This is a genomic window from Rhodococcus sp. 4CII, from assembly GCF_014256275.1.
GTDB classification, from domain to species: Bacteria; Actinomycetota; Actinomycetes; order Mycobacteriales; family Mycobacteriaceae; genus Rhodococcus_F; species Rhodococcus_F wratislaviensis_A.
Genome location: NZ_JACCFE010000002.1, coordinates 5271945 through 5298691, shown reverse-complemented (window position 1 = coordinate 5298691; position 26747 = coordinate 5271945). Strand labels below are relative to the sequence as shown.

Sequence of the window (26747 nt, the reverse complement as noted above, 5' to 3'; positions counted from 1 at the left end):
CCGAACCCACCGAAGGTAGATCACGTCATGTCGCACACCAAGACCCGCATCGCGATCGGTGCCGGCGCTGCGTTCGCCATCTCCGTCGTCGGTGCGGCCGGGATCGCCGTCGCCGCGGGCACGGCGCCGCCGAGTTCCGACGTCGGAGTCTCCGAAAAACATCAGGCCCCGCAGGCGACGCCCGCCCCCATGAAGATCTTCACGCCCCCGACCCTGCACGTCCCGACACCCCACCCGCCCGGCTCATTCGACACCGCGTCGGTGGGCCCATTCGAACCAGCCGCCTGGCGGTAATGCCAGCGGCGGCTGCTGCGCACCGTCCGGCGCCTCGACGAGGGCGTGCGCCGGTTCCGGCCACAGTGTCTCCACCCGCTCGGCTGCGTCCGCGAACACGGCGGAATCGAAATCCATCCGAGACTCCGGCACCCCGAAATACGGCCACGCCGTGATCATCGACCACCGTTTCGGAGGAGGGAGCGGCTGCAAGAAATACGTCTTGTAGCCGGTGAGGGGCCCACCGCGGCCCGCTCCGCCGTGCAGCCCGTCGGTCATCCGGGCACCCGGAAGGTTGGTGAACACGCTGCCGTCCGCGTACTCCACGCCGAAAAGAAACGGCCCACTGCTCTGCGGGGAACCGGGTTTGCCGAAGCCGAACATGTCCAGCAGCACCGTCGACTCCGGTCTGCGCGCCTGAATCGTGAACTCGACCCCGCAGCTGTACACGTGGACGTCGGTCAGCCACAGCACGAGCGATTCGGTGCGGGCCAGCACGGCATCGACCCGCACGGGGACGGGAATCTCGTTCTCCGGGGTCGATTGAAATCGGATACCGGTCATGACGGTTGCTCCACCTCGACTTCTTCGGGTGTCTTGTCGTCCCTGAGCCCGCGCCAACTGGGGTGCCGCAGTCTCCTCGAACCGGTCCATTCCATGAACCGCACCTCCGCCACCAGCGTGGGAGTGACCCACACGGCACCCTTACGGTCGGCGGTCGGAAGGTCGTCGACAAAGGGGGTGGTGTCGGTTTCGAGCGGGCCCAGGGTGGACGCGAGTTCCTGCAGATCCCGTTCGGTGAAGCCGGTTCCGACCCGTCCGATGTAGTGCAATCCGCCGTCCTCGGGGACACCGAGAAGCACCGATCCGATTCCGCTCGACCGCCCGCCCTGACCGCGGCGCCACCCGCCGATCACGGCTTCCTGTGTACGCCAGTTCTTCACCTTGATCCAGCTCGACCCGCGCTTGCCCGGCAGGTACACGGATTCGCGGCGCTTGGCCACCACGCCCTCCCACCCACGGCGGCGGCTCTCGTCCAGCGCTTCCTGCGCGGACCCATCCAGTTGCGGGGGAACCACCAGGTCGTCCACCTTGGCGGCGAGCGCCTCGAGGACGCGTCGCCGGTCGGTGTATTTCTTGCGCAGCAACGAGACCCCGTCGAGGTACAGCACGTCGAACGCGAGGAAATGCGGTTCGTTGCCCTGCTGCAGCAGACCGAAGTTGGGGACACCGCGCTCGTCGAACGCGACCACCTCGCCGTCCAGAACCACCTCGTGGTCCCCGAGAGACTCGGCGAGCCAACCCAATTGCGCGTAGTCACCGGTTTTGTCGTTGCCTGCCCGGCTCGTCAGCTTCAGCTGCCCGCCACCGATCTCGGCGATCACCCTGATGCCGTCCCATTTGCCCTCGAACGCCCATTCGTCGGCATCCAGACCGTCGAGAGTGCCGGGACTCGCCAGCATCGGCGACAGTCCGCGCGGCAACTCCGGCGACCCCGACCCGGCGGGGGTCTGGTCCTTCATCAGGTGCATCAGCCACTGATCGCCCTTGGTGCGGATCAACGCGAACCGGCCGTCCACGTGCTCGCCGTGCAACCGGACGATCACCTCGTCGTCCCGCCACTTCTCGGTGTCGTACGTGCCCGTGTCCCAGATGGTCATCTCGCCGCCGCCGTACTCGCCCTTGGGGATGGATCCCGAGAAAGTCAGATACTCCAGCGGGTGGTCCTCGGTGTGCACGGCCAGCCGGTTCTCCCCCGTCGTCGTCGGCACGTTCTTCGGCACCGCCCACGACGCGAGCACCCCGTCGCGTTCGAGACGCAGGTCGTAGTGGAGGCGCCGAGCGTGATGTTCCTGGATGACGAAACTGTTGCCCTCCCCCGGCCGCACCGCGTCCGGCATCGGCTCGGGCGTCCGCCCCGGATCGCGCTTGCGCCGGTACTCGGCGAGGGCCGGGTCGTTCTCGATAGGCGGATCCAGCCCGGCGAGGAGATCGCCGTCCGACTCCCACCGTTCGAGCACTTCCTCGAACCGCAACTGACGCAGGTCGGGATCGTCGAGTTCGTCCCAACTGCGCGGTGCCGCGACATACGGCTGGGCCCGCCCCCGCAGCGAGTACGGGGCGATGGTGGTCTTGGACGGATTGTTCTGGCTCCAGTCGACGAAGACCTTGCCCGCGCGCACCGACTTCGCCATGGTGGCGGTGACGAGTTCGGGCCGCAGCTTCTCCAGTCCGGTCGCCACCTGTTTCGCGATGGTCGACGCGCCGGAGCCGGCCAGCTTCCGGTCGAGCGGCACGTACAGGTGAAGGCCCTTGCTGCCGCTGGTGACCGGGTACGCCGTCCAGCCGAGGTTCGCGACGAGGTCCCGCACCGCGCGGGCCACCTCCGCGCATTCGGCCAATCCGACACCCGGGCCGGGGTCCAGGTCGAAGACGATGCGGGTGGCCGGTCCCCGGTGCGCGTGGTCGAACCGCCACTGCGGCACGTGCAGTTCGAGGGCCGCCTGCTGCCCCGCCCAGGCGAGAGCCGCGACGGAGTTCAGGAGCGGATAGTGCACGGACCGATCGGAGTGTTCGAGTGCGCGCCGCTCCAGCCAGGCCGGCGCGGACGCTGCGAGGTTCTTCTCGAAGAACGGTTCACTGTCCACCCCGTTGGGCCAGCGTTTACGGGTGGCCGGACGGTCGACGACGTGCGGGAGCATGGCGGCCGCGATGCGCGTGTAATAGTCGATCACCTCGCCCTTCGTCGTACCCGACTCCGGGTAGAGGACCTTGCCGAGATTGGTCAGGGACAGGCGATGTCCGTCGATCGTCACCTGACGAGCACCCGCAGCCGGCACGCGAACCTCCCTCCGCCAATACATACATATTGTGCGCCGCGCGGCCGCTTCGGTGGCCGTATCGCACCCCGGCAGGCAAGATGACGGGGTGCCCCGCCGACGAAGGACAGCTCTCGCCGCCCTATCCGCCGCACTGACGCTGCTCGCCGGATCCTGCACCACCGACTCGGCGTCGGACGTCGAAACCCAGGCCGACGCGTCGACGATTCCCGAAGCGTTCACCAAACTTCCGTCCACCCGCGCGGTCGGCGACTGCGCCCCGGGCAGCGGCGTCACCGCCCGGGACGGCGTATTCACCATCGCCACCGACAGTCCGTCGTACCAACCGTGGTTCGCCGACGGCGACCCGTCCAACGGCAAAGGCTACGAGGGCGCCGTGGCCCGCGAGGTGGTCGAGAAGCTCGGATACGGTCCGGATCAGGTGCAGTTCGAGACGGTCGCGTTCAACGATGCGCTGGCCGCAGGCGCGAAGGATTTCGATTTCGCCATCGACCAGTTCACGATCGTCGACACCCGCCGCGAGACGGTCGACTTCAGTTCGCCGTACTACGCCGTCACGCAGTCGGTGCTGGCGCTGAAAAATTCTCCCGCCGCGCGGGCCAAGTCGCTCGCCGACCTCGCGCCGTTCCGTCTCGGGGCGCAGGTGGGTTCCACGAGTTTCGACGCCATCACCCAGACCGTGCAGCCCCGCCAGGCGCCGGTCAGTTTCACCACCACCGACGACGCCAAGGCCGCCCTGGCCGCCGGCGCCATCGACGCGTTGGTGGTGGACATCCCGACCGGATTTCAGATCACCGCCAACGAGGTGAAGGACAGCGTCCTCGTCGGCCAATTCCCGCGCCCCAACGCCGTCACCGAATTCTTCGGCCTCGTGCTGGAGAAGAACAGCCCGCTCACCGCGTGCGTCTCGGCCGCCGTCGACTCCCTCTACGCCGACGGGACGCTGGACGCGCTTGCCGCCGAGTGGATCACCGACACCGGCGGCGCGCACGTCCTCGATTGATCAGGCGTACAGCTCGACGAACGTCTGCAGCGACTTCTCGATATCGCCCTTGAGCGCCTTCGCGACGCCCGAGCCGATGGGCCCGAAGAGGGGCGCGCCACCGAGTTCGATGGTGAACGCCACCTCGGAGGCAACGCCCTTCGCCTTGACGTCGAGCACCAGTCCGAGCTTCACGCCACCCTTGCCGTCGCCCTTCAGCACGATGCGGTTCGGGGCGTCGTACTCCTTGATCGTCCATTTCACGCGGTTGCGAAGCCCCTTGACCGTGACGACGGAACTGATTTCGGTACCCGCCGTGAGGGTCTCGGGGAGCTCACCGCGCCAGCCGTCGTGGACGACGAACCACTTGTCGAAGTCCTGCAGATTCGAGGCCTTGTCCCAGGTTTCCTGAGGGCTGAGAGGAACATCGGTCTTGACCGTGAGTTTCGCCATCCCTGCAGACTACGGCCCGTGAGTACTTGCCAACCGCGGGCGGTTGACAAGTACTCACGAACCGATGGCATCAGTGCGAGACGGCCTTCTCCACACCGACACCGGTGAGCGACCGGACCTCCATCTCGGCCTGCTTGGCGGGATCCTCCGCCTTGCGCCGGCCGATGTAGGTGCCGACGATGCCGAGCACGAACGCCAGCGGGATGGAGACGATGCCCGGGTTGGCCAGCGGGAAGAGGTCGAAGTCGGCGTTCGGGAACATCGACGACGCCTTGCCGGACACGGCCGGTGAGAACACGATCAGCAAGAGGCAGCTGATCAGGCCGCCGTAGATGCTGAACAGCGCACCGGTGGTGTTGAACTTCTTCCAGAACAGCGAGTACAGCAGCGTCGGCAGGTTGGCCGATGCGGCCACGGCGAAGGCGAGCGCCACCAGGAAGGCGATGTTCTGGCCCATCGCCATGATCCCGAGGACGATCGACACGAGACCGATCACGACCACCGTGATCCGGGAGACCCGCACCTGCGACTCCTCGGATGCGTGTCCACGCTTGATGACGCTGGCGTAGATGTCGTGGGCGAACGACGCGGACGCCGTGATCGCGAGCCCCGCCACCACCGCGAGGATGGTCGCGAACGCGACCGCGGAGATGATCGCGAGGAAGATGGTGCCGCCCAATTCGAAGGCGAGCAGCGGCGCGGCCGCGTTCTCCTTGCCGGGCGCCGCGAGGATGACGTCGGGACCGACCATCTTCGCCGCACCGTAGCCGAGGACGAGTGTGAACAGGTAGAACGCACCGATCAGGCCGATCGCCCAGGTCACCGAGCGGCGGGCCTCCTTGGCGGTGGGGACGGTGTAGAAGCGCATCAGTACGTGCGGCAGACCCGCGGTACCGAGGACCAGGGCGATGCCGAGCGAGATGAAGTCGAGCTTGCTCATCGAACTGATGCCGTACTTGGCGCCGGGGGCGAGGATGTCGCGATTGGCGATCGCCTCGTTCGCGGAACCGCTGACCGTCGCCTGCGCGTCGGCGAGCAACTGGGAGAAGTTGCCGCGCACCGCGAACAGCACCAGGAAGAACATGATGCCCGCACCGGCCACCAGCAGGACCGCCTTGACCATCTGCACGTAGGTGGTGCCCTTCATGCCGCCCACGAGGACGTACACGATCATCAGCACACCCACGACCGCGACGACGATGCCCTGACCGACCTTGCCGTCGATGTTCAGCAGCAGCGCGACGAGTCCGCCGGCACCGGCCATCTGCGCGAGGAGGTAGAACAGCGAGACCACCAGCGTGGACAGCGCGGCGGCCATCCGCACCGGACGCTGCTTCAGCCGGAAGCTCAGTACGTCCGCCATCGTGAACCGCCCGGTGTTGCGCAACAGTTCCGCGACCAGCAGCAGAGCTACCAGCCAGGCGACGAGGAAGCCGACCGAGTACAGGAAGCCGTCGTACCCGTACACCGCGATGGCACCGGCGATGCCGAGGAACGAGGCCGCCGACAGGTAGTCGCCCGCGATGGCGAAACCGTTCTGCGGGCCGGAGAACTGACCGCCGCCGGTGTAGAAGTCGGAGGCCTTCTTGGTGGTGCGGCTCGCCCGGATCACGATGGTCATGGTGATCACGACGAACGCCACGAAGATGGCGATGTTGAGGAGCGGGTTGCCGACGTCGGTGGCGGCGGCGAGTGTGGTGATCACTTGAGCGGTCCTTCCAGCTCTTCGCGGATCGCGGCGGAGCGGGGATCGAGTTCCCGGTTGGCGAACCTCACGTACAGCGCGGTGATCACGAACGTGGTCACGAACTGGCCGAGACCGAGGATGATGCCCAGGTTGATGTTGCCGATCACCTTGGTGGCCATGAACTCGGGCGCGTACGTGGCCAGCAGCACGTACGCCGCGTACCAGGCGAGGAAGAACGCCGTCATCGGGAAGACGAAGCTACGCAGGCGGTGTCGCAACTCCTGGAATTCCGGGCTCGCCTGCATGTCTACGAAGGCTTGCGCATCAGGGGTGCGCCGCTTCTGCGGTGCGCCCTCACTGAGGTCGGCTGTGGTCACTGCAGACTCCTTGGTCGCGTGTGAGTGAACTGGATGCCGACGTTAGTGAGAGTTGAATCACAGAAACAGCCTGTGGCGTCAGTCACACGGCGAGCTGCCGGACTGTGCGCCGAACGGTCACCCGACCGCGACAAGCGGCTCCGCCCCGTGCGCCTTTCTGGTTGCGGGAGCTACCAAAAAGGCTCACGGGGAGCGGAGCTCCCTCTCGCGGTCGGAGCCGACGCCGAGGCGCTCGGGGGCGTGCATCCGCGTGAAGATGCGGCCGACATCGGCTGGGACCTGCCTGCGCGTCACCTTGCTGACCAGCACCATCGTGACGAAGGCCAGCGGAACGCTGACGGCGGCCGGGTACGCGACCATCGCGGCGGGCCAGCCGTTCCAGGCGTCGACGGTGAACCCGCCGAACACCGACACACCGGCCGCGCAGCCGGCGACCAGCCCGCCCGCGACCATCCCGGAACCCGCCCCGGCGGCCGTCAGGCCACGCCACCAGATGCCGAGCACGAGCAGCGGGCACAGGGTCGACGCCGCGACCGCGAACACCAGCCCCACCGTCCGCGACAGATCCAGCGACGTCACCGCCAGCGACAGCACCAGCGGCACCGCGCCGGCCAGGACGGCGGCGATCCGGAAGTCCCGGATCCGCCCGCGCAGGACGTCGGTGCTGAGCACGCCGGCGATGCTGACGAGTAGGCCCGAGGACGTGGACAGGAACGCGGCGATGGCCCCGGACGCGACCAGTGCGGCGAGGAGTTGCCCGGCCCACCCCGAGATCACGGACCCGGGCAGCAGCAGGACCGCGGCGTCGGACGTGCCGGTGATGAGCAGTTGCGGCACGTACAACCGCGCGAACACCCCGAGCAGCGTGGGGAACAGGTAGAACACCCCGAGAAGCCCGACCACGGCCAGCGACGTCAGCCGGGCGGCCCGACCGTCGGGGTTGGTGTAGAACCGGACCAGCACGTGCGGCAGCCCGAGCGTGCCGAGGAACGTGGCGAGGATCAGCGAATACACCTGGTACATCGGGTGTTCGCCGCCGAATCCCCAGCCGGGGGCGATCCAGTCGGCGTTGTCGGCGGGTGCGCCCGCGACGACGGGCACGGGGGCGCCCGCTTCGAGGATCATCGTCGTTCCCTCGCCGAGGTGGTGTTCGCCCGGTTCGAGGAGAACGTCGCCGCTCGCCGCCACGCCGTCGATCGTTCCCGAGCCGCCGACCGTCACCGGCGCGGACACGTGGACGACGACGTCGGTGGTGATGTCGACGGTGGTCTGCTCACTCACGGTGGGGGGTGCGGCCGAACCGAGTTCGTGCTGGTCGGCGAAGAAGTACACCGACAGCACCAGCGCGGGGATCGCGACCGCGGTGAGTTTCAGCCAGTACTGGAAGGCCTGCACGAATGTGATGGACCGCATGCCGCCGCCGACGACGTTGGCGATCACGATGATTCCGACGACGACGGCCCCGACCCAACTCGGCACGCCCAGAAGGATGTTCAGGGTGAGCCCGGCCCCCTGGAGTTGCGGGACGAGGTACAGCGCGCAGACGACGGCGACGACGAGCATGGCGAGGGTGCGGATCCGGCGGGAGCCGAGCCGGAACTCGGCGAAGTCGGGCACCGTGTACGCGCCGGACCGCCGCAGCGGCGCCGCGACGAAGAGCAGCAGACCGAGATACCCGGCCGTGAACCCGATCGGATACCAGAGGGCGTCGGCGCCGTATTTCGCGATCAGGCCGGCGACCCCGAGAAAGGATGCGGCCGAGAGGTACTCGCCGGAGATCGCGGCGGCGTTCCACCGGGGGCCGACGCTGCGGGACGCGACGAGGAAGTCGGAGGTGGTGCGCGCCAACCGCACTCCGTAGATGCCGATGGCCACCGTGGCGACCGCGGCCGCCACGAGACCCGCCACGGTCAGCCAGGGTATGGGTTGGTCGGTGGTCACGGGACGCTCAGTCGTCCACCAGGTCGGCGAATTCCTGCTCGTTGCGCTCCGCCTGGCGCACATAGATCCAGCCGGTGGTGAGCAGCACCGGGTACACGAGCACCCCGAGCACGACCCACGGCAGCCGGATCCCCAGCACCGACACGTGCGACAGCGTCGGGAACAGGAACATCACCAGCGGCACCGCGCACAGCAGGCACGCCGCGAGCAGCGCGAGCCGGACCGCCAGCACGAGCTGGGTGCGCACGAGCCCTCGGATCATCGCGTCCCCGACCGCTGTCTGTTCCTGCACCTCCACCCGGGTGCGGACGATGCGCGCACCGCGGCGCTGGGCGAGGACGACGCGTTCCCGCTGCGGTCCGCGCTCCGGCGAACTCATCGCGCGGTCCACGATTGCTTCGGCGCCCGGACCAGCCGGTCCTTGAGCATCCGGGTGTGCCTGCGGCTGACCGGCAGTTCGACGGGCGGGTGGTCGCCGTGCGCGCGCAGGCACACGACCAGCCCGTTGCCGACGGTCCGGATTCCGGTCACGCGCGGCAACGCGACGAGGTACGAACGGTGGACACGCAGGAACCCGGCGTTCGCCCAGCGGGTCTCGAGCGCCGAGATGGGGATGCGGACGAGGTGGGAGCCGTCCGCGGTGTGCAACCGCGCGTAGTCGCCGTCCGCCTCGACCCATTCGACGGACGAACGGTGGACGAGTGTGGTGATGCCGCCGAGTTCGACGGGGATCACCTCGTCGGCCTGCGCCGCCGGTTCGGTGGTCCCGCTGCGCCGCCTGCGGCGCTCGACGATGCGGCGGACGGACTCCGCGAGACGCTCCTCGCGCAGAGGTTTGAGCAGATAGTCGACGGCACCGAGGTCGAAGGCGGCGACCGCCCGGTCGTCGTGGGCGGTCACGAACACCACCTGCGGCGGCGACGCGAAGTTCGCGAGGATCCCGGCCAACTCCAGACCGTCCAGTCCGGGCATGTTGATGTCGAGGAAGACGGCGTCGACGTCGCCGTCCCGCAGAATGCGCAGCGCCGTGGTGGCATCTCCCGCGGTCCGGATGTCCCCGACCGCGTCCTGGGCGCGCAGCAGGAACGCCAACTCGTCGAGGGCGGGTTTCTCGTCGTCGACGGCCAGCACGGTGAGGGGCGCGTCCGTGCCGGACGAGCCGGGGGCCATGGCGTCAGTGTTATTCACAACGCCAGCAATCGTCGCACGGACCCCTCACGTTCACGTCGAGATCCCCCGCCGGAACTTGGGGACGCGCATGCTCACCTTCGTCCCCGCGCCGGGCGCGGTCTCGACGACGAGCCCGTAGTCGTTGCCGAAGGCGGCGCGCAGCCGGTCGTCGACGTTGGCGAGCCCGACGTGAGCCGCCTCCTTCACTCCCGAGGAGTCGGCCACCGCGTCCAGCGACCCCGACCGCAGCAGTTCCGGGTCCATACCGACCCCGTCGTCCTCGACGCTGATCACGCAATCCGTGCCCTCGTCGGCGGCGACGATGCTGACGGTGCCGCCGTCCGGTTTGGCGGCGATTCCGTGCCGCACCGCGTTCTCGACCAGCGGTTGCAGCGCGAGGAACGGCAGCACCACGTTGAGCACCTCAGGGGCCACCTGCAATTTCACGGCGAGGGCGTCGCCGAACCGGGCGCGTTCGAGGGTGAGGTACCGGTCGATGTTGCGCAGTTCGTCGGCCAGCAGGGTGAACTCCCCCGCCGAACGGAACGAGTACCGCGTGAAGTCGGCGAATTCGAGCACCAATTCGCGGGCCCGGTCGGGATCGGTGCGGACGAACGACGCGACCGTGTTGAGCGCGTTGTAGATGAAGTGGGGGCTGATCTGCGCGCGCAGCGCCCGGACCTCGGCGCGGTCGAGGCGGGCGCGGGAGGCGTCGAGGTCGGCGAGTTCGATCTGGCTGCACGCGTACCGGGCGACTTCGGTGACGGCGCCGAGCATGCCCGGGCCGGGGTCTTCCGTGGTGACGATGCCGAGCACCCCGACCACGCCGGTCGCCTCGATGAGCAGCGGCTGGGCGATCAGGGCCCGAACCGCGCCGTCGCCCGCGCTTCGGACGAGTCCGCCGTAGGCGACGAGGACCCGGCGTTCCCCGTCGACCGCCCGGGTGGCCGCGTCGCGCAGTTGTTCGGTCATGGCCTCGTGCGGCCCACTCCATGCGAGCAGGTCACCGGACGCGTCGAAGATCGCCAGGGCCTGCGCCCCGGTCAGCTGACGCAGGTGCGGGGCGGCCTCGGCCGCCGACGTCTCGTCGAGGCCCTTCCGCAGTGGCCGCGCCGCCAGCGACGCGGTGTGCAGGGTGGTGTGGACGGCACGTTCGGTGGGTGTCGTCAGCTCGCGCCGGGCCCGCAGCCAGACGGCGGTGAACGCGACGACGGGAACGAGGACGAGCAACGCGATCACGGCGACGACGGTTCCGGTCATTCGCCGGCGTCCTGACGGGCGATCAGGGTCTTCGGCGCGACGGAACGGTAGGCGTCCGCCCAGAGCGACGCGTCCTTCACGGCGTTCCTCCCTCGGCACACGTGTCCGGCGCGGGGACGCCGGCGAAGCGGTCGGATATCCACTGCACCGCCCCGGGGACGGAACGTCCGTCGGCGTGCCCCTCCTCGGGTTGGGATTCGAATTCGACGACGTCGCCGAGCGCGCACGCCTTGTCGACCGCCTGCGAAGTCCATTGCGGCAGAATCAGATTGTCCCGCTCCCCCACCACGACGAGCATCGGGCCACCGGCGCGCGTCTTCGGCAGGGCGATGTCCTCGAGCCATCCGCGCATGCGCTCGGCGTCGGCCGGCGTCCGCGGTCCGGTGTCGACAGGGGTGAGTTGGGTTGCCACCGTCCACTTCTCGGGGAGTTTCGCGGCGACGCACGACAGGGTGACGTCGGGGGAGGCGGCCAGTGCGCCGCGCATGTAGTCGTCCGGATTCAGCTCGGGGTGTACCACCTCGAGTCCTTCGAGGAGATACGGCAGGAACATCTTCTGCGGCAACGACAGCGGATCGGCGGTGCCGTCGACGAAAATCCCCGACAGATCGGCCGCGGGCGACAGGTTGGCGGCGCCGACGAAGTCGAGTCCGTCACCGTAGTCGCCGGCGTGCTCGGCGGCCGACCACGACGCCTGTCCGCCCTGCGAGACCCCGATCGCCGCCCACCGCGTCGAGGCGTCCGGCACCACGTTGCGCGCGGCCCGGACCGCGTCGATCAGGTCGTAGGCCGCCGTATTCGGTTCGAGGTAGGGATGAGGTCCGTCGGTGCCGAGGCCTTGATAGTCGGTGACGGTCACGACGTAGCCCCGCTGCAGCAGCGGCCGGACGAGGTTCATCGTGCCCAGCAGCGTCGGCGAGGACGAGGGTGCGCACTCATCGGTGACGCCGGTGGTGCCGTGCCCCACCGTCACGACGGGCCGGCCGCCGTCCGGTGCCGGACCCGCGGGAGTGAAAACGGTGCCGACCACCTCGGCGCCGCCTCCGTCGACACCCGACGTCGACCGGTAGACGACCCGGGTGGCCGTCGCCCCGAGCGCGGTGACGGCCCCGTCGATGTCGGGGACGGGCGCCTGGCTGATCAGGGATCCTCGCTGATCGCCCGTCGGCGCCGGGGATGCGGGCGAGGCCGAGGGGGTGGCCACCGATGTGGTGGGCGACGGACTCGGCGACGCCTCGTCGGTGGCGCAGGCGGTCAGCGCCACGGCACCGGCCAGGGCAACCACGGCGACGCGCACCGGACGCACACTCATCTCGCACCTCATTCGCGCCGTCTCCGCACCCGTTCCTCGGCTGCTGCCTCCTCCACATCGAGGCTTTCCAACACGCTACGCATCACTTCGTCGTCGAGGGTGCCCGCGTCCCGGGCAGCGATGATCGCCTCCCGTTGCGCTCGCAGCGCCGCGCGCCGGTAGTGGTCGAACAGTGCGCCGGCCCGCTGCTTCTCCGCGGCATCTTCCGCCTCCTCGGCCTGGAGCCGGGACCGCATCGACCGCCGCACCCGCTCGAGGATGCCGGTCAGGTCGGCTCGGTCGATTTCCTCCGGCGGGTGTTCGGCGAAGTCGGCCAGCGCCCGCTCACCGGCGTCGCGCGAGATCGCGCGGGCCAGCTTGACCTGCTCCTCTTCCCGTTCGCGTTCGCCGGGATCCGCCAGGTCGAGCATGCGGATCAGAAACGGCATGGTGGCACCCTGGATCAGCAGCGTGCCGACGGCCACGACGAACGCGATCGCCTGGATCACCTCGCGGCCGGGAAACGGTTGCCCGCTGGCGATCACCACGGGCACACCGGACGCGGCGGCGAGCGTGACCACCCCGCGCATGCCCGCCCACGACACGACGACGCTCTCCCGCCACCGCAGTTCCACCGAGCCGCCCGGCGTCCTGATCACCAGCCCGACCCGGCGGCGGAGCCAGTGCAGCAGAATCCACGCCGGCCGAATCGCCATGACCACGCCGAGAACCGCGAATCCGTAGAAGAAGACGTGATGCACGGGCAGGCCCTGGTCGCGGACGTCGTCGATGACGAACTTCAGTTGCAGTCCCATGTACGCGAATACGAACATCTCGAGCAGGAGGTCGACAGTCTCCCACAGCGACCGCTCCTGGATGCGGGTAGCGACGGACGCGTCGGTCGCCTTGTGCCCCATCAGGAACCCCGCCGCGACGACGGACAGCACGCCGGATGCGTGCACCTCCTCGGCCGCGAGATACGCGGCGAACGGGAGCATCAGCCCCAGCACCGTCTCCAGCGGGGAGTCGTACATGCGGTGGCGCACCCACTCGACGATCTTCGCGAGCACCAGTCCGATCAGCACCCCGCCGACCACCTCGTAGCCGAAGAACACGACCGGGGGGACCGGGATCTTCGCCCCGACGACGGCCGAGACGGCGACGGTGAACAGGGTCAGCGCGGTCGCGTCGTTGACGAGTCCTTCGCCGGTGAGGATGGCGATCACCCGGTTCGGCAGCCCGAGCCTGCGGCCGACGGCGACGGCACTGACCGCGTCCGTCGGCGCAACCACGGCGCCGAGGACCAGTGCCGCGCCGAGGGTGAATTCGGGAACCAGCCAATTGGCGAAGATGGCCACCCCGGCCGCGGTCGCGAGGACGGTGAAGATCCCGAGCCGCAGGATCGGCGCGAGGTGGCGCCGGAATGTGGCCACCGAGAACTTCAGCGCCGCGGAATACAGCAACGGCGGCAACACCACACCGAGAATGGCCTCCGGGTCCAGTTCGAGCCGCGGCATCCCGGGAATGAACGACGCCACCGACCCGATGGTGACGAGGACGAGCGGGGCCTGCAGATCGCGGCGCTTCGCGAAACTCGTCACGGCGATGGCCGCGATGATGACGAGGAGCACCAGGACGCCGTTCACGACACCGATTCTGCCGCGCCCGCCCGCGGTGCGCGGGTCAACTCCGAAGACACGCGCGGGCCCCGGTCCGGAAACCGGGGCCCACAGTGTCTGTGTGAGAAGTGTTCACTCCTTCGGAGGAACAGCCTTCTTCGCCGCGTCGGCGGCCTTGTCGATCTTGTCGCTGTACTTGCCGCCGGTCTTGCTGTCCGCGACGTCGGCGGCCTTGTCGATGGCGCCGTGAACCTTGTCCGCGTTCTGCGAGGCGGCTTCCTTCCCCTTGCCCAGCAGGCCCTTCAGTGTGTCGACGAAACTCATCGTGCTTCCTCCTCCGGTGCATGCGCATGCACTGTCCGTGCGAGTTGATCACTCGCCGTGCACCCAGTCTCCCAGTATCGACTCGGCGGCGCCAACCGTTCGGATCGTCGCGAGCCGTACTCGTGTCAGTGCACGCCCGGCAGATCCTCCGGCGCCGCGAACAACCGGCGGTGCTCACCGTGCAGACGTCCCGTCACCCACCATGCGATTTCGACGAGAACCACTCCCACGAGCCCACACACGAGCGCGGACGTGGTGGCGCCGACGTTCGTCGGATCGAGTTTGAAGAACTCCCGGGTGAACGGCAATGCGAACAGGATGAGGTATCCCGCGACGGATCCGAAGATCAGCAACAGCTTCCACCACACGTACGGTCGCGCCACCACCGCCAGCACCCACAGCGCGATCATGATGAGGGTGATCAGCGCCGACGTGCCCGCTTGAATCTTCTGTGTCTCCGTCTGATCCGGGCCTGCGTAGACGAGAAGGTACGACACGAACGTCGTGACACCGATGATCACACCCGACGGGACCGCGAGGCGCATCACCCGGGGCACGAACCCGGATCGGGCCCGCTCGTTGTTCGGTGCCAGCGACAGGATGAACGCGGGAATGCCGATGGTGAACCAGGCGGCGATCGTCACGTGCCGCGGCAGGAACGGATACGGCACCGGCTCGAAGTGGAAGATCTGCGACAGCACACCGGTAATGCCGACGAGGAACGCCAGCAACACCGAGTACACGGTCTTGGTGAGGAACAGGTTCGAGACGCGTTCGATGTTGCCGATCACCCGGCGGCCCTCACCGACCACGTAGGGCAGGGTGGCGAACTTGTTGTCCAGCAACACGATCTGCGCGACCGCCCGGGTGGCGGGACTACCGGACCCCATCGACACCCCGATGTCGGCGTCCTTGAGGGCCAGGACGTCGTTGACCCCGTCCCCGGTCATCGCGACGGTGTGACCGCGAGACTGCAGGGCCCCCACCATCTCCCGCTTCTGATCGGGGCGCACCCGCCCGAACGTGGTGGACGCCTCCAGGATGTCGGCGAGCGCGTCGCGGTCGGCGGGCAGTTCCCGGGCGTCGACGGGCCGGTCGCCGCCGGGCAGTCCGAGCGACCCGGCCACCGCACCCACCGACACGGCGTTGTCACCCGAGATCACCTTCACGGTGACGTTCTGGCTCGCGAAGTACTCGAGTGTGCCGCGGGCGTCGGGGCGCACCCGCTGCTCCAGGATCACCAGCGCCCGCGGGGTGATCACGCCCGGCGCCGCCGGGTGGTCGACCGGGACGTCGCAACTGCCGAGCAGTAGCACCCGCAACCCCGACGACCCCACGTCCTCGGCCTGCCGGGCCATGTCGCTGCCGGGGTCGAGCAGGACGTCCGGTGCGCCGAGAACCCAGTTGCCGCGGGCCCCGTAGGACTGACCGCTCCACTTCTTCGCCGACGAGAACGGCGCCTCCGCGGTGGCCTCACCCCACCCGGGATCGTCCGGAAGTGCCTCCTTGATCGCGAGGACGCTGGCGTTCGGCCGCGGATCGGACGCGGCCATCGCGGCGAGCGCCGCACGCGACGGTTCGGTGTCGGCGGAATCGGCGCAGCGCAGTTCGGACAGCCGCATGCCGTTCTCGGTGAGCGTTCCGGTCTTGTCGGCGCACACCACGTCGACGCGGGCGAGACCTTCGATCGCGGGCAGCTCCTGCACGAGACACTGCCGCTGACCGAGCCGGACCACGCCGACGGCGAACGCGATCGACGTCATCAGCACCAGGCCCTCCGGCACCATCGGCACGAGCGCCGCGACCATCCCGTTGAGCGCCGGTCGAATCGACTGTCCGCTCGAGAACAGCTGGTTGTAGATGATGAGCAGACCCGCCGGAATCATCAGGTACGTGATGAATTTCAGGATCTTGTCGATGCCGCTGCGCAACTCGGAGTGCACCAGCGTGAACTTGCTGGCCTCGTCCGCGAGTTTGGCGGCGTAGGCGTCGCTTCCGACCTTCGTGGCGCGGTAGCAGCCGCTGCCGGACGCGACGAAACTTCCCGACAGCACCTGCTGACCGACGTCCTTGTGCACCGGGTCGGCCTCACCGGTGAGGAGGGACTCGTCGACGTCGAGGGACGCCGCCTCCACCACCACACCGTCGACCACGATCTGGTCGCCCGCACCGAGTTCGATGATGTCGTCGAGCACGACTTCCCGCGGAGCCATCGCGACGGCCACCCCGTCGCGCCGCACCACGGGTTTGGTCTGGCTGACGATCGCGAGCTTGTCGAGGGTTCGCTTGGCCCGCACCTCCTGGATGATCCCGATCCCGCTGTTGGCGATGATGAGGAGGCCGAACATGCCGTCGATGATCGAACCGGTGGCCAGCACGATGAGCAGGAGCACACCGAGGATCGCGTTGATCCGGGTGAACACGTTGGCGCGCACGATGTCGCGCACCGATCGGCTGGCCCGGTCGGGGACGTCGTTGGTCTTACCGGCCGCCACCCGCTCCGCCACCTGGGCGGCCGTCAAACCCTCCACCGCGACGACTGCAACGGTGTCGGTGCCGGTTTCGTCGTATGTCATGGTGAAAGGCTACGCAACGAGGCTCGGCTCCGAGGGCACGCGCGCTGGGCTCAGCCCAGTGCGGTCCACCACGGTGTCTGGGCTGCCGGCTTCAGCGCGTCGGTGCGCTGCCCGGGCATCGGCACGGCCACCGGGGTGCCCGTCTCCTCCGCGGCCGCGAGCAGCCGGACGATCGGCTCCGACCACGTGTGGAACGCGAGATTGAACGTGGCCCAGTGCACCGGCACCAGCAACCCGCGGGTGGCGTCGCCGCCGTTCAGGTCGGTGTGGGTCTGCACCGCCTCTTCGGGGTTCATGTGGATGTCGGCCCACCGCGGGTCGTAGGCGCCGACGGGCAGGAGGGTGAGATCGAACGGTCCGTACCGGCGGCCCAGGTCGGCGAACCGGGGTGTGTACCCGCTGTCGCCGCCGAAGAACACCTTCCGGTTCGGCCCGGCGAGCACCCACGACGCCCACTGCGTCGTGTTGCGCACCAGCCCGCGGCCGGAGAAGTGCCTGGCCTCGGTGCAGGTGAGCGTGAGGCCGCCCAGGGTGGTCGACTCGTCCCAGTCGAGTTCCACGATCCGCTCCTCCGGCACCCGCCACTGGCGCAGGTGCGCTCCGAGGCCGACGGGGACGACGAACGGCGCCTTCTGCGTGGCGGCGAGTTGTTGCACGGTGGCCATGTCGAGGTGGTCGTAGTGATCGTGCGAGATGACGATCGCGTCCAGAACGGGCAGGTCGGCCAACGGCACGGGCGTCGGGTGCATGCGGGACGGACCGAGGACCGCCGACGGCGACACCCGGCGGCTCCACACCGGGTCGGCCAGCACCCGGTACCCGTCGACCTCGACGAGCACACTCGAATGGCCGTACCAGGTGACGGCCACGTCGGCGGCCTCCACGGGCGCGAGGGGCGTCGCGAGTGGGATGGGCCTGCGCGGGCGTCCCGCCGAGCCGCGGGTGATCAGCGCCTTGAGGATCCCGGTCTCCGAACCGGTCAGCATCGTGCTGCCCGGATCGGTGTTGTGGAACTGACGGTTGCGGTACCGCGGCGAGTTCGCGGCGTATGGCCGGACCTTGGCACGCGACGCTCCGATCTGCGCCGGGAGCCCCCACGCGGCGCGCGTCAGCCACCCGAGGGCGGCGGTGGCCAGAACAGTCGTCACGGCGTTCTTCGCTTTCACCCCGACAACTGTAACCACGCGTGCGGGAAACGTGCGGCCGACGGCTACTGACCGCGGAACACCGGCGGACGCTTCTCGGCGCGGGCGGTCCGCGCTTCCTGCGCGTCGTAGCTCTTCCACGCCGCGTGCAGCGCCGCGAGCTGCTCGGGCGGCGGCGGGCTCTGGGTGCCGTCGTCGTTGAGCACCATCTTGAGGTGCTGCAGCGACAGCGGCGCGAGGCGCGCGATCGAGTGCGCCCACTGCTGCGCGACGACGAGGTCGCCACGTTTGTTGGCGAGGCCGTGCGCGAGCGCCTCGTCGGCCCCGACCTCTTCTGCGCCGAGCAGGATCGTTCGTGCCGGTCCGCCGCCGATCAGGGCGGCCAGCCGGTGCACGGTCCACCGGTCCACGGAGATTCCGAGCTTGGCGGCCGGGATGGCGAAGCGGGCCTCGGGCGCGACCACCCGCAGGTCCGCGGCGAGCGCCAGCTGGCTGCCCGCGCCGATCGCGGGGCCGTTGATCGCGGCGATGACGGGGACGGGGACCGAGTCGATGGTGTGCAGCATCTCGAGCAGGGTGTCGGTGAACCCGTCGGCGTACACGTCGCCCGACAGGTCGGCGCCCGCGCAGAACGCACTGCCCTGCCCTGTGAGGACGATCACCCGTGCGCCGTCGGTGACGGACTTCTCCGTCTCCTCGCGCAGCAGTTCGCAGATCTCGGTGTTCAACGCATTGCGACGGTCGGGTCGTTGCAGTTCGAGGGTGAAGACGTCGCCGTCACGACTCGTCCCGATCATGTCCACTCGCTTTCTTCGTGATTGCTGTCCACTTCCGAATTCTCCCCTGCCCACCCGACTGGACAGCTGTCAGCCAACCACAACCGAACCCGCCGGAACACACGAGGCTCTCCGGCGGTTGTGCGGGTGGAGGTGAGGACCGACATGAACAGTGCTGTGGACAGTGATGTGGACGTGGCCGTGATCGGCGCGGGGCAGGCGGGGCTGTCTGCCGCCTATTATCTGCGCCGGCTCGGGGTGGAACCGGAATCCGGTTTCGTGGTGCTCGACCACGCGCCGGGCCCCGGCGGCGCATGGCAGTTCCGGTGGCCGTCACTGACGCTGAGCACCGTCAACGGTGTCCACGACCTGCCCGGGCTCGGGTTCGCCGAGACGATCGGCGTCGATCCGGGCGATCCCGAGGCCGCGCTGGTGCACGCGGCGACGGCGGTCCCCCAGTACTTCGCGACGTACGAGAAACAGTTCGAACTGCCGGTGCACCGTCCCGTGCACACGCGGGTGGTGTGCGCACGCGGTGAGCGTCTGCGGATCGAGACCGACCGCGGCGTCGTGACGGCACGTGGCCTGATCAACGCGACGGGCACCTGGGAGCGCCCGTTCATTCCGCGGTACCCCGGCGCCGAATCGTTCACCGGCCGCCAGGTGCACACCAGGGACTATTTCTCGGCGCAGGACTTCGCGGGACAGCACGTCCTCGTCGTCGGCGGCGGCATCTCGGCGGTCCAATTGCTGGACGAGATCTCCCGCGTCACCACCACCACGTGGGTGACGCGGCGGGAACCCGAATTCCGCGACGAACCGTTCACACCCGAGATCGGCCGCGCCGCAGTGGCTCTCGTCGAGGACCGTGTTCGGCGCGGGCTGCCGCCGGGCTCGGTGGTGTCGGTGACGGGACTGCCCGTGACACCCGCGATCCGCGCCGCCCGCGAACGCGGCGCACTGGCCCGGCAGCCGATGTTCAGCGAGATCACCGCGGACGGCGTCCGCTGGGCCGACGGCCGCGAACTGAAGGTCGATGTGATCCTGTGGTGCACGGGTTTTCGTAGCTCCCTCGATCACCTCGCCCCGCTGCGCCTGCGCGGGGCGGGCGGCGGGATCACGATGACGGGACGCCTCGCCACCCAGGTGGCCGCGGATCCGCGCATTCACCTGGTGGGCTACGGCCCGTCGTCGTCGACGATCGGGGCGAATCGGGCCGGGCAGGCCGCGGCCCGCGAACTCACCCGCCACCTGGGGCTCCCGACCGGATCGGCGCGCGCTACCGGATCAGCCCGGCGATGAACGCGGCCTGGTCGGGGCCGGCCTGGTACATGCTGCCGAAGTGACCACCCGAGTACACCCGGTAGTCGAGATTCGTTCCCGCACTACGCATCTCGGACACGAGTTTCTCCGTCAGCGGGATCGGCACCGACGCGTCGGTGATCCCCTGCACCAGCAGCAGCGGGCGGTCGTATCCCGCGACCGGGACCTCGAGGTACTCGCGTAACGCGTCCTGCACCGCAGGCACGTCGAGCGACCGTGACAGCATCTGCGCCACCGACACGTTGCGGGTCATGACCGCGAACTGCCGGAACGGCACTTCCGGGGCCGCGTCCACGAACTGCTTGCCGACCGGAGTGAGGTAGCTGTCGACGTCCAGTTGCGGGTACGCGTCCCGCACCCCGGCGATCAGGTAGGACATGTACACGGTGAGACCGGCGAGGCCTTGCGGCGGGAACAGCGGACCGCTCCAGTTCGACACCATCTCGATATTCGACGGCACCCCGTTCGCGACCGCCCCGCGGTAGTCGAGTTCCGGCGCGTACGTGGTGGCGACGTGCGCCGCGAACACCGCGGCCTGCCCGCCCTCGGACAGTCCGACCGTCATCCACGTGGCGGACAGGTCGGCGTCGACCGCCCTGGCAGCGCGCACGGAGTCGACGACACTGCGTCCGGCGACCTTCCCGTCCAGATACGGAGGCACCCCGGCGGTGCCCAGTCCCACGTAGTCGGTGGCGGCCACGGCGTAACCGAGTTGCAGCCAGCTGCTCACGTAGTCTGACGATTGCGGGTCGACCCCCGTGACAGAGGGCGCGTCGGCGTCGGAGTTCCCGACCGTTCCGTGCGCCCACGCGATGACGGGCCAGCCGCCGGGAGGTGGGGCGCCGGGCGGCACGAACAACATCCCGGTGCACGGGGTGATGCCGTGGCGGTCGGTCGTGAGGTAGGTCATCCGGTACGCGCTGCCGGTGCCGCGCAGCCAGAGTTCGGGGGGCAACTCGGACGAGTCGACGACGGCGCCCGGGCCGGAGCCGGACCGCAGGGGATCCGCACCGACAGGAGGTGCCCAGAGCACACTGACCAGTGCGAGTAATGCCAGGATGCGCCACCACCTCCGCACCTCTCAACGGTAGCTGGGCGGAGGTGGCGCAGTACTGTAAATCGTCCACCCGCAGGGAGGGGACGCACGAGACCGGGGAGAGCAGACACCGACATGAGCGCGAACAGCCAGATCCTCACCCCAGGCGACACTTGCTGGCAGGTTGCCCACGCCGACCGACTCGCGTGCATCGTCGACGCGGCCGACTACTTCCGGCACGCCAAGTCCGCGATGCTGCAGGCCCGCAGGCGCATCATCCTGATCGGCTGGGACTTCGACACGAGGATCAAGTTCGAACCGCAGGAGAAGACGCTCGACGGCCCCAACCGGCTCGGCAAGTTCCTGGCCTGGCTGACGCGGGAACGCCCGGATCTGGAGATCTACCTCCTCAAATGGAACATCGGCGCGTTCGCCGCCATCGGGCGCGGCATGACGCCGATCTTCGTCGTCAACTGGGTGACCGATCGCCGCCTGCACTTCGAACTCGACGGCGCCCACCCGGTCGGTTCGGCGCACCACCAGAAGATCGTCGTCATCGACGACGCGCTCGCCTTCTGCGGCGGCATCGACATGACCGTCGACCGGTGGGACACACCGGAGCACCGGGACGACAACCATTACCGCACCCAGCCGAACGGCAACCGGTACGGGCCGTGGCACGACGCGACCACCGCGGTCGACGGGGAGGCGGCGAAGGCCATCGGCGAACTCGCCCGCGCCCGGTGGAAGGCGGCCACAGGGCAGGAACTCGGGCCGGTCGACGACCTCGCAGGCACGACACCGTGGCCGGAGGGACTGGAGCCGACGATGCGCTCCGTCGACGTGGGCGTCGCCCGCACGCTGCCGGAACTGGCCGATCGCGACGAGGTCCGGGAGATCGAGGCCCTGTATCTGGCGGCGATCGCCGGCGCCGAGCGGTCGCTGTACATCGAGAGTCAGTACCTGGCGTCGCGCACCCTCGCCGAGGCGATCGCCGCGCGACTGCGCGAGCCGGACGGTCCGGAGATCGTCCTGGTGCTGCCGCGCAACGCCGACGGCTGGCTCGAGCAGAAGGCGATGGACGGCGCGCGCCGCCGGTTGCTGCATCTGCTGTGGAAGGCCGACACCGGGAACCGGCTCGGCGTGTACTACCCCGTCACGGCGGGTGGTGACCCGATCTACGTCCACGCCAAGGTGCTGGTGATGGACGACCGGTTGCTGCGCGTGGGCTCGTCGAATCTCAACAACCGCTCGATGGGGTTCGACACGGAATGCGACCTGGCGGTCGAGGTCACCGCGGACACGGAGAACGGCGACGAGCTGCGACGGACCATCCTCGGCATCCGCCGCCAGCTCGTGTGCGAGCACCTCGGCGTACCGGCCGAACAGTTCGACGGCACCCTCGCGGAGTCCTCCTCGCTACTGCGCACCGTCGAGGCCCTGCGGGGCGGCGGCCGGACGCTCGAGAAGTTCGAGCCGGACACCGTCGAGGACGAGGACAGTCCGCTGGCGGAGAACGAACTGATGGATCCCGAACGCACGCCGCCGAGCCTGTGGGAGCGGACCAACCGGGGCAGGTTGCGGCGCAGGGTGATCCGGCGTCAGAAGGCGGCCGGTTCGGTGCCGTAGATCCGCCGGTAGTCCTTGCGGAACGCCCGCCGACCCAGGACTGTCCACGCCATCCTGGCGGCGAAGGGCATCTCCGACAAGAACATCCGTCGCTCGTCGGGTGTCGCGCCGTGCAGGATGAAGCCGAGGAACACCAGCAGCCGGTCCTTCGGAATGGAGGCCCGGCCGCGATCGCCCATCTCCTGCCATTCGGCGAGCGTCATGAACTGTTCCGCCATCGGGAGGATGCGCTGTTCCTCCTCGCCGAGGTGCTCGTCGAGCGCCGCGGACAGCGCGGTCAGCGTCTTCGCCAGCGGTTCACCGTCCACGGCCGACGCCGTGAACTCGGCGCCCTGAGACTGCGCCCGGGACAGCAGTTCCGCGATGCGCTCGTGCTGCTCCTCCATCCGCAGCACCAGAGCGGCGTCGGTGGGGGCGCGGTCGAGCAGCTTCGGCCACAGCAGGTCGTCCTCGCTGGTGTGGTGGTGGTGCAGGGCGGTGGCGAGTTCGCCGAAGTACGTCACCACCACTGCGGCGCGGGCGGTGTCACCGGGAGGAACACCGCGGACGAGTGCGGGCAGTGCGGCGAACTGCCGACGGAAGCAGTTGTGGACCACCACCATCTCGCGGGTGTCGGGGCGGGTCGGGTGGGCAGTGGGCGTTGTCATGCAAACAGGGTCGCTTCGGCGTCTTGGAGCGCACTTGGAACCCACTAGTGCTTACGCTTGCGGGACGATGCTGCGGATTCGAGTACTCGGAACGCTCGAGGCGGAGGACGACGCGGGGGCGGTGGACCTCGGGGGCCCCCGCCAGCGGGCCGTGCTCGCACTTCTGCTCGTCGCGCGCGGCGAGGTGGTGTCCGTCGATCGGCTCGTCGACGACCTCTGGCACGGCGCTCCCCCACCGCGGGCCGTCGGCGCACTTCAGGCGTACATTTCGAACCTGCGCCGCGCCCTCGAACCGCACCGTGCTCCGCGGGCGGACTCCACGGTCCTGGTGAGCCGGGCCCCCGGGTATGCGCTCACACTGCCGACGTCCGGTGTCGATGCCTGGGAGTTCGAGAGCCTGATCCGGTCGGCCGGCGCCGAGACGGCGCGCGCCGATCTGCAGCGGGCGCTGACCCTGTGGCGCGGACCGGCGTACGCCGAGGTGGCCGGTGAACCGTGGGCGCTCGCCGAGATCGCCCGGCTCGAGGAAGTGCGGGTGGTGGCCCGCGAACGTCTGGTCGCGGCCGCCCTCGCGTCCGGCGACGCGGCCGGCGCCGTGCTCGACGCGCAGGCCCTCACCCGGGAGCACCCCCTCCGGGAAGAGGGGTGGCGGTTGCTGGCGCTGGCCTTGCACCGCGGCGGGCGGCAGGCGGACGCCCTAGCCGCGCTGCGCGAGGCCCGCGACCGATTGGCGAGCGAACTCGGGCTCGATCCCGGTCCGGGTCTGACGGAACTCGAACGCCGGATCCTCACCGGCACCGTCCCACCGGCCCCCGTTTCGGCGCCGGTGGCCGAGCCGGCCGACACCACCCCGGCCCCGCGGTTCCTCGGCCGCACCGAGGAATTGGCGACCCTGACCGCGCTGATGACCGCACCGGGCACCCCCGTCGTCCTCCTGGGAGGCGATGCCGGATCCGGAAAGTCGTCACTTCTGCGCCGGTTCCGCCGGACACTGGACGCCGCCGGCTGGCAGGTGGCGGTGGGCCGCTGCCCCGAAGTGGACGGCGCCCCACCCGCCTGGGCGTGGGTGGAGATCCTGCGGGCCCTGCGCGAGACGGTCGACCCCGGTGCCGAGACGGCCGCGCTCGCACCGCTGCTCTCCGACGACCGTTCGCACGCGGCACGCGCGGACGCACCGAGCGGGCGGTTCCTGCTGCACCGTGCCGTCGCCGACTACCTCGGGACCGTCCGCGAGCACCGCCCCCTCGCCGTCGTCCTCGACGACGTCCACCGCGCCGACGAGGAAACCCTGTCGATCCTCGTGCGGCTGGCACAGCAGCGGTCGCCGATCCTGCTGCTCCTCGCGTTCCGGCCGGACGAGGTGGACGCCAGGCTGGAAAACTGTTTCGCTGATCTCGCGTCGCTGCAACCGACGCGGATCCGCCTGAACGGCCTCGGACCCGACGACTCGGCGGAGTTGATCCGGCAGGTGTCGGGCCGCGACCCCGACCCCGACACCCTCCGTGCCCTCGCCGACCGGACCGGCGGCAATCCGTTCTATCTGCAGGAGAGCGCCCGGCTCCTGGAGAGCGAGGGCGAACTGGTGGCCACATCGGAGGTGCCCGAGGGAGTCCGGGACGTCCTGCGCCGGCGGATCGCCCGTCTCCCCGAACTCGCCGTCTCGGTCCTGCGGCTCGCCGCGGTCGTGGGCCGCGAATCCGACATCGACATCCTCACCCGCGCAGCCGAAGTCGACGAGGACACCGTCTTCGACGCTCTGGAATCCGGGGTGATCGCCGGATTGCTCGGTGAACCGCGGGCCGGGACGGTCCGATTCACGCACGCCCTCGTCCGCGACACTCTCTACTCCGATCTCACCCGGCTCCGCAGGAGCCGCTGGCACGCGCGGGTCGGGGCAGCACTCGAGGAGTTGCGGCCGCACGACGTCGCGGCACTGGCCCACCATTTCACCGAGGCGCTGTCCGCGGCCACCGCACGACAGGCCCTCGACCACAACGTTGCGGCCGCGGCGCAGGCGGCCGACCGCTACGCCCACGATGCGGAGATCGGCTTCCTCGACCACGCCCTGCGCGCGGCGGACCGGCTGCCGCCGGAGTCGGCCGCATCGGTAGACGAGCGGGTCGAACTCCTCACCGAGCTGAGCCGCGCGCAACTGGCCGCCGGCAGCGCACTGGACGGGTCCCGCTCCCGGAACCGGGCACTCGCGCTCGCCCGGGAGGCTGGGCGCACCGATCTCGCGATCCGGGCGCTCGCGTTCGTCGACACCCCGACGCCGTGGATCAACCGGCGATACGGCGAAGTGGATGCGGCCGTCGTCGAGCAGATCGAGACGCTGCTGCGAGGCGACGACCTGAAGCCGGCGATGCGGTGCCGGCTGCTGGTGACACTCGTGCACGAGATCGGGGCGGAGGACCACGAGCGCACCGATTCCGCGGTCCGGGAGGCGGAAGCGCTCGCCCGCGACCTGGACGATCCGGTGCTGCTCGGGCTGGCGCTCTGCGCACTCCACGCCGGAACGGGATCGACGACCAGCACGGTCGGCGACCACGTGATCGGCGACGAACTGCTCCGGATCGGTGACGAGACGCAACTGCCTGTGTTCACCATGCTGGGCCACCATCTGCTGGCCGAGATCGCGTCGGGGATCGGCGACATCGGCGCGATCGAGCACCACATGAGCATCCAGTCCGAGCTGGCCGACCGGTACCAATTCCAGCAGGCACAGGCCACCCGGCAGATGAGCCGTGCGATGGTCGCGCACCTCACCGGGGATCTGGGCGCGGCGGAGCAGCACTACGTGCGCGGGCACGAACTGATGACCCGTGCGGGTCTCGACGCGGACGGCGTCTTCGCGCTGTCGGTGTTCACGCTGCGGCTCACCGAGGGACGAGTCGGCGAGCTCGAGCCGATGATCGCGACCATCGACAGTGCCGCGGCCGACGTGATCGTCGACCTGCACGCCCTCGCCCTGCTCGCCAACGGCAAACCGGATCAGGCCCGGGAGGCGCGCCGCCACCACCGTCCGGTCCGCCGCGACTTCTTCCATTCGCTGATGATGTCGCTGCGAGGCATCGTGGTCGCGGGCCTGCGTGAGCGGGACGAGGCGGCGGCGGTGTACGCGGAGTTGCGCCCCTACAGCGGACAGATCGGCGGCGGCGACACGGGAGCGTTCGCGGTGGGCCCCGTCGACACCGTGCTCGGTGACCTCGCGCTGCTCCTCGGCCGTCCCGACGACGCGCGCACGCACTACTCCGCCGCACTCGCGCTGGCGCAGCGCTGCGGCTGCCCGGCCTGGGTGACGGCCGCCCGCACCCGGGTGACCACCTACCCAAGCGAGTTCCAAGTGGGCCACTAGCCGCCGCGCGCACAGTCGGAGGCGACAGAACACACCTGCTCTC

At 69.5% G+C, this 26747-nt stretch carries 22 protein-coding genes; 5 read left to right on the top strand and 17 right to left on the bottom strand.

Translation table 11 applies throughout. The features are described 5' to 3' along the window. The first annotated feature begins 27 nt into the window (after positions 1–27). Positions 28–294, top strand: a complete 267-nt coding sequence (locus H0B43_RS25225) for a hypothetical protein (RefSeq protein WP_185725448.1) — start codon at positions 28–30, stop codon at positions 292–294. Here H0B43_RS25225 and H0B43_RS25220 read toward each other — a convergent pair. Together H0B43_RS25220 and H0B43_RS25215 are read right to left on the bottom strand one after the other, a co-directional pair. Next, entirely contained in the window at positions 244–837 is a 594-nt protein-coding gene (locus tag H0B43_RS25220; RefSeq protein WP_185725449.1) for a hypothetical protein, read from the bottom strand. The two genes, H0B43_RS25225 and H0B43_RS25220, sit on opposite strands and share 51 nt — an antisense overlap. After that, positions 834–3137 (bottom strand): ATP-dependent DNA ligase, encoded by a 2304-nt coding sequence (locus tag H0B43_RS25215; RefSeq protein WP_185725450.1) that lies wholly within the window; start codon positions 3135–3137, stop codon positions 834–836. The genes H0B43_RS25220 and H0B43_RS25215 overlap by 4 nt, the downstream gene beginning before the upstream one ends. 64 nt (positions 3138–3201) lie before the next feature. Here H0B43_RS25215 and H0B43_RS25210 point away from each other — a divergent pair, with 64 nt between their 5' ends. Then, positions 3202–4116, top strand: a complete 915-nt coding sequence (locus H0B43_RS25210) for a transporter substrate-binding domain-containing protein (protein ID WP_185725451.1) — start codon at positions 3202–3204, stop codon at positions 4114–4116. Here H0B43_RS25210 and H0B43_RS25205 read toward each other — a convergent pair whose 3' ends face one another. The 13 genes from H0B43_RS25205 to H0B43_RS25145 all read right to left on the bottom strand — a co-directional run bounded on the left by H0B43_RS25205 (position 4117) and on the right by H0B43_RS25145 (position 18735). Next, complete coding sequence (locus H0B43_RS25205) at positions 4117–4548, bottom strand: SRPBCC family protein (protein ID WP_185725452.1); 432 nt, start codon at positions 4546–4548, stop codon at positions 4117–4119. It abuts the gene before it with no gap. Between the two features lie 70 nt (positions 4549–4618). Beyond that, the gene (locus H0B43_RS25200; protein WP_185725453.1) at positions 4619–6253 is read right to left on the bottom strand and encodes a cation acetate symporter; all 1635 of its coding nucleotides are present in this window, start codon (positions 6251–6253) and stop codon (positions 4619–4621) included. Continuing rightward, positions 6250–6612 (bottom strand): DUF485 domain-containing protein, encoded by a 363-nt coding sequence (locus H0B43_RS25195; RefSeq protein WP_185725454.1) that lies wholly within the window; start codon positions 6610–6612, stop codon positions 6250–6252. Before H0B43_RS25195 ends, H0B43_RS25200 begins: the two co-directional genes overlap by 4 nt. Before the next feature lie 183 nt (positions 6613–6795). After that, entirely contained in the window at positions 6796–8553 is a 1758-nt protein-coding gene (locus tag H0B43_RS25190; protein ID WP_185725455.1) for a cation acetate symporter, read from the bottom strand. A 7-nt stretch (positions 8554–8560) separates the two neighbouring features. Beyond that, complete coding sequence (locus H0B43_RS25185) at positions 8561–8932, bottom strand: hypothetical protein (protein WP_185725456.1); 372 nt, start codon at positions 8930–8932, stop codon at positions 8561–8563. Then, positions 8929–9741, bottom strand: a complete 813-nt coding sequence (locus H0B43_RS25180) for a LytTR family DNA-binding domain-containing protein (RefSeq protein WP_185725457.1) — start codon at positions 9739–9741, stop codon at positions 8929–8931. Before H0B43_RS25180 ends, H0B43_RS25185 begins: the two co-directional genes overlap by 4 nt. A 33-nt stretch (positions 9742–9774) precedes the next feature. Beyond that, positions 9775–10983, bottom strand: a complete 1209-nt coding sequence (locus H0B43_RS25175; RefSeq protein WP_185725458.1) for a histidine kinase — start codon at positions 10981–10983, stop codon at positions 9775–9777. Between the two features lie 76 nt (positions 10984–11059). Further along, positions 11060–12295: a lipase family protein gene (locus H0B43_RS25170; protein ID WP_397517448.1), complete on the bottom strand. Its 1236-nt coding sequence runs from the start codon at positions 12293–12295 to the stop codon at positions 11060–11062. A gap of 8 nt (positions 12296–12303) precedes the next feature. Next, on the bottom strand, positions 12304–13920 hold the full coding sequence (locus H0B43_RS25165) for a Na+/H+ antiporter (RefSeq protein ID WP_185725460.1): 1617 nt from the start codon (positions 13918–13920) through the stop codon (positions 12304–12306). 105 nt (positions 13921–14025) lie between these two features. Continuing rightward, on the bottom strand, positions 14026–14217 hold the full coding sequence (locus H0B43_RS25160; RefSeq protein ID WP_015888853.1) for an antitoxin: 192 nt from the start codon (positions 14215–14217) through the stop codon (positions 14026–14028). A 125-nt stretch (positions 14218–14342) separates the two neighbouring features. After that, positions 14343–16793, bottom strand: a complete 2451-nt coding sequence (locus H0B43_RS25155) for an HAD-IC family P-type ATPase (RefSeq protein WP_185725461.1) — start codon at positions 16791–16793, stop codon at positions 14343–14345. Positions 16794–16843: 50 nt separating this feature from the next. Continuing rightward, entirely contained in the window at positions 16844–17959 is a 1116-nt protein-coding gene (locus H0B43_RS25150) for an MBL fold metallo-hydrolase (protein ID WP_185725462.1), read from the bottom strand. 44 nt (positions 17960–18003) lie between these two features. After that, positions 18004–18735, bottom strand: a complete 732-nt coding sequence (locus H0B43_RS25145) for an enoyl-CoA hydratase (RefSeq protein ID WP_185725463.1) — start codon at positions 18733–18735, stop codon at positions 18004–18006. 144 nt (positions 18736–18879) lie between these two features. Here H0B43_RS25145 and H0B43_RS25140 point away from each other — a divergent pair, with 144 nt between their 5' ends. Continuing rightward, a complete protein-coding gene (locus H0B43_RS25140; RefSeq protein ID WP_213015241.1) occupies positions 18880–20016 on the top strand; it encodes an NAD(P)-binding domain-containing protein in 1137 nt (378 codons plus the stop codon). On the opposite strand, the gene H0B43_RS25135 is transcribed toward H0B43_RS25140, so the two are convergent. Further along, the gene (locus tag H0B43_RS25135) at positions 19994–21115 is read right to left on the bottom strand and encodes a lipase family protein (protein WP_312033666.1); all 1122 of its coding nucleotides are present in this window, start codon (positions 21113–21115) and stop codon (positions 19994–19996) included. The two genes, H0B43_RS25140 and H0B43_RS25135, sit on opposite strands and share 23 nt — an antisense overlap. A 93-nt stretch (positions 21116–21208) precedes the next feature. On the opposite strand from H0B43_RS25135, the gene H0B43_RS25130 reads away from it, so the two are divergent. Further along, a complete protein-coding gene (locus H0B43_RS25130; protein WP_185725464.1) occupies positions 21209–22702 on the top strand; it encodes a phospholipase D-like domain-containing protein in 1494 nt (497 codons plus the stop codon). Here H0B43_RS25130 and H0B43_RS25125 read toward each other — a convergent pair. Continuing rightward, complete coding sequence (locus H0B43_RS25125) at positions 22675–23349, bottom strand: hemerythrin domain-containing protein (RefSeq protein ID WP_185725465.1); 675 nt, start codon at positions 23347–23349, stop codon at positions 22675–22677. The two genes, H0B43_RS25130 and H0B43_RS25125, sit on opposite strands and share 28 nt — an antisense overlap. Positions 23350–23416: 67 nt before the next feature. Here H0B43_RS25125 and H0B43_RS25120 point away from each other — a divergent pair, with 67 nt between their 5' ends. After that, complete coding sequence (locus H0B43_RS25120) at positions 23417–26704, top strand: BTAD domain-containing putative transcriptional regulator (protein WP_185725466.1); 3288 nt, start codon at positions 23417–23419, stop codon at positions 26702–26704. Positions 26705–26747: the final 43 nt, after the last annotated feature.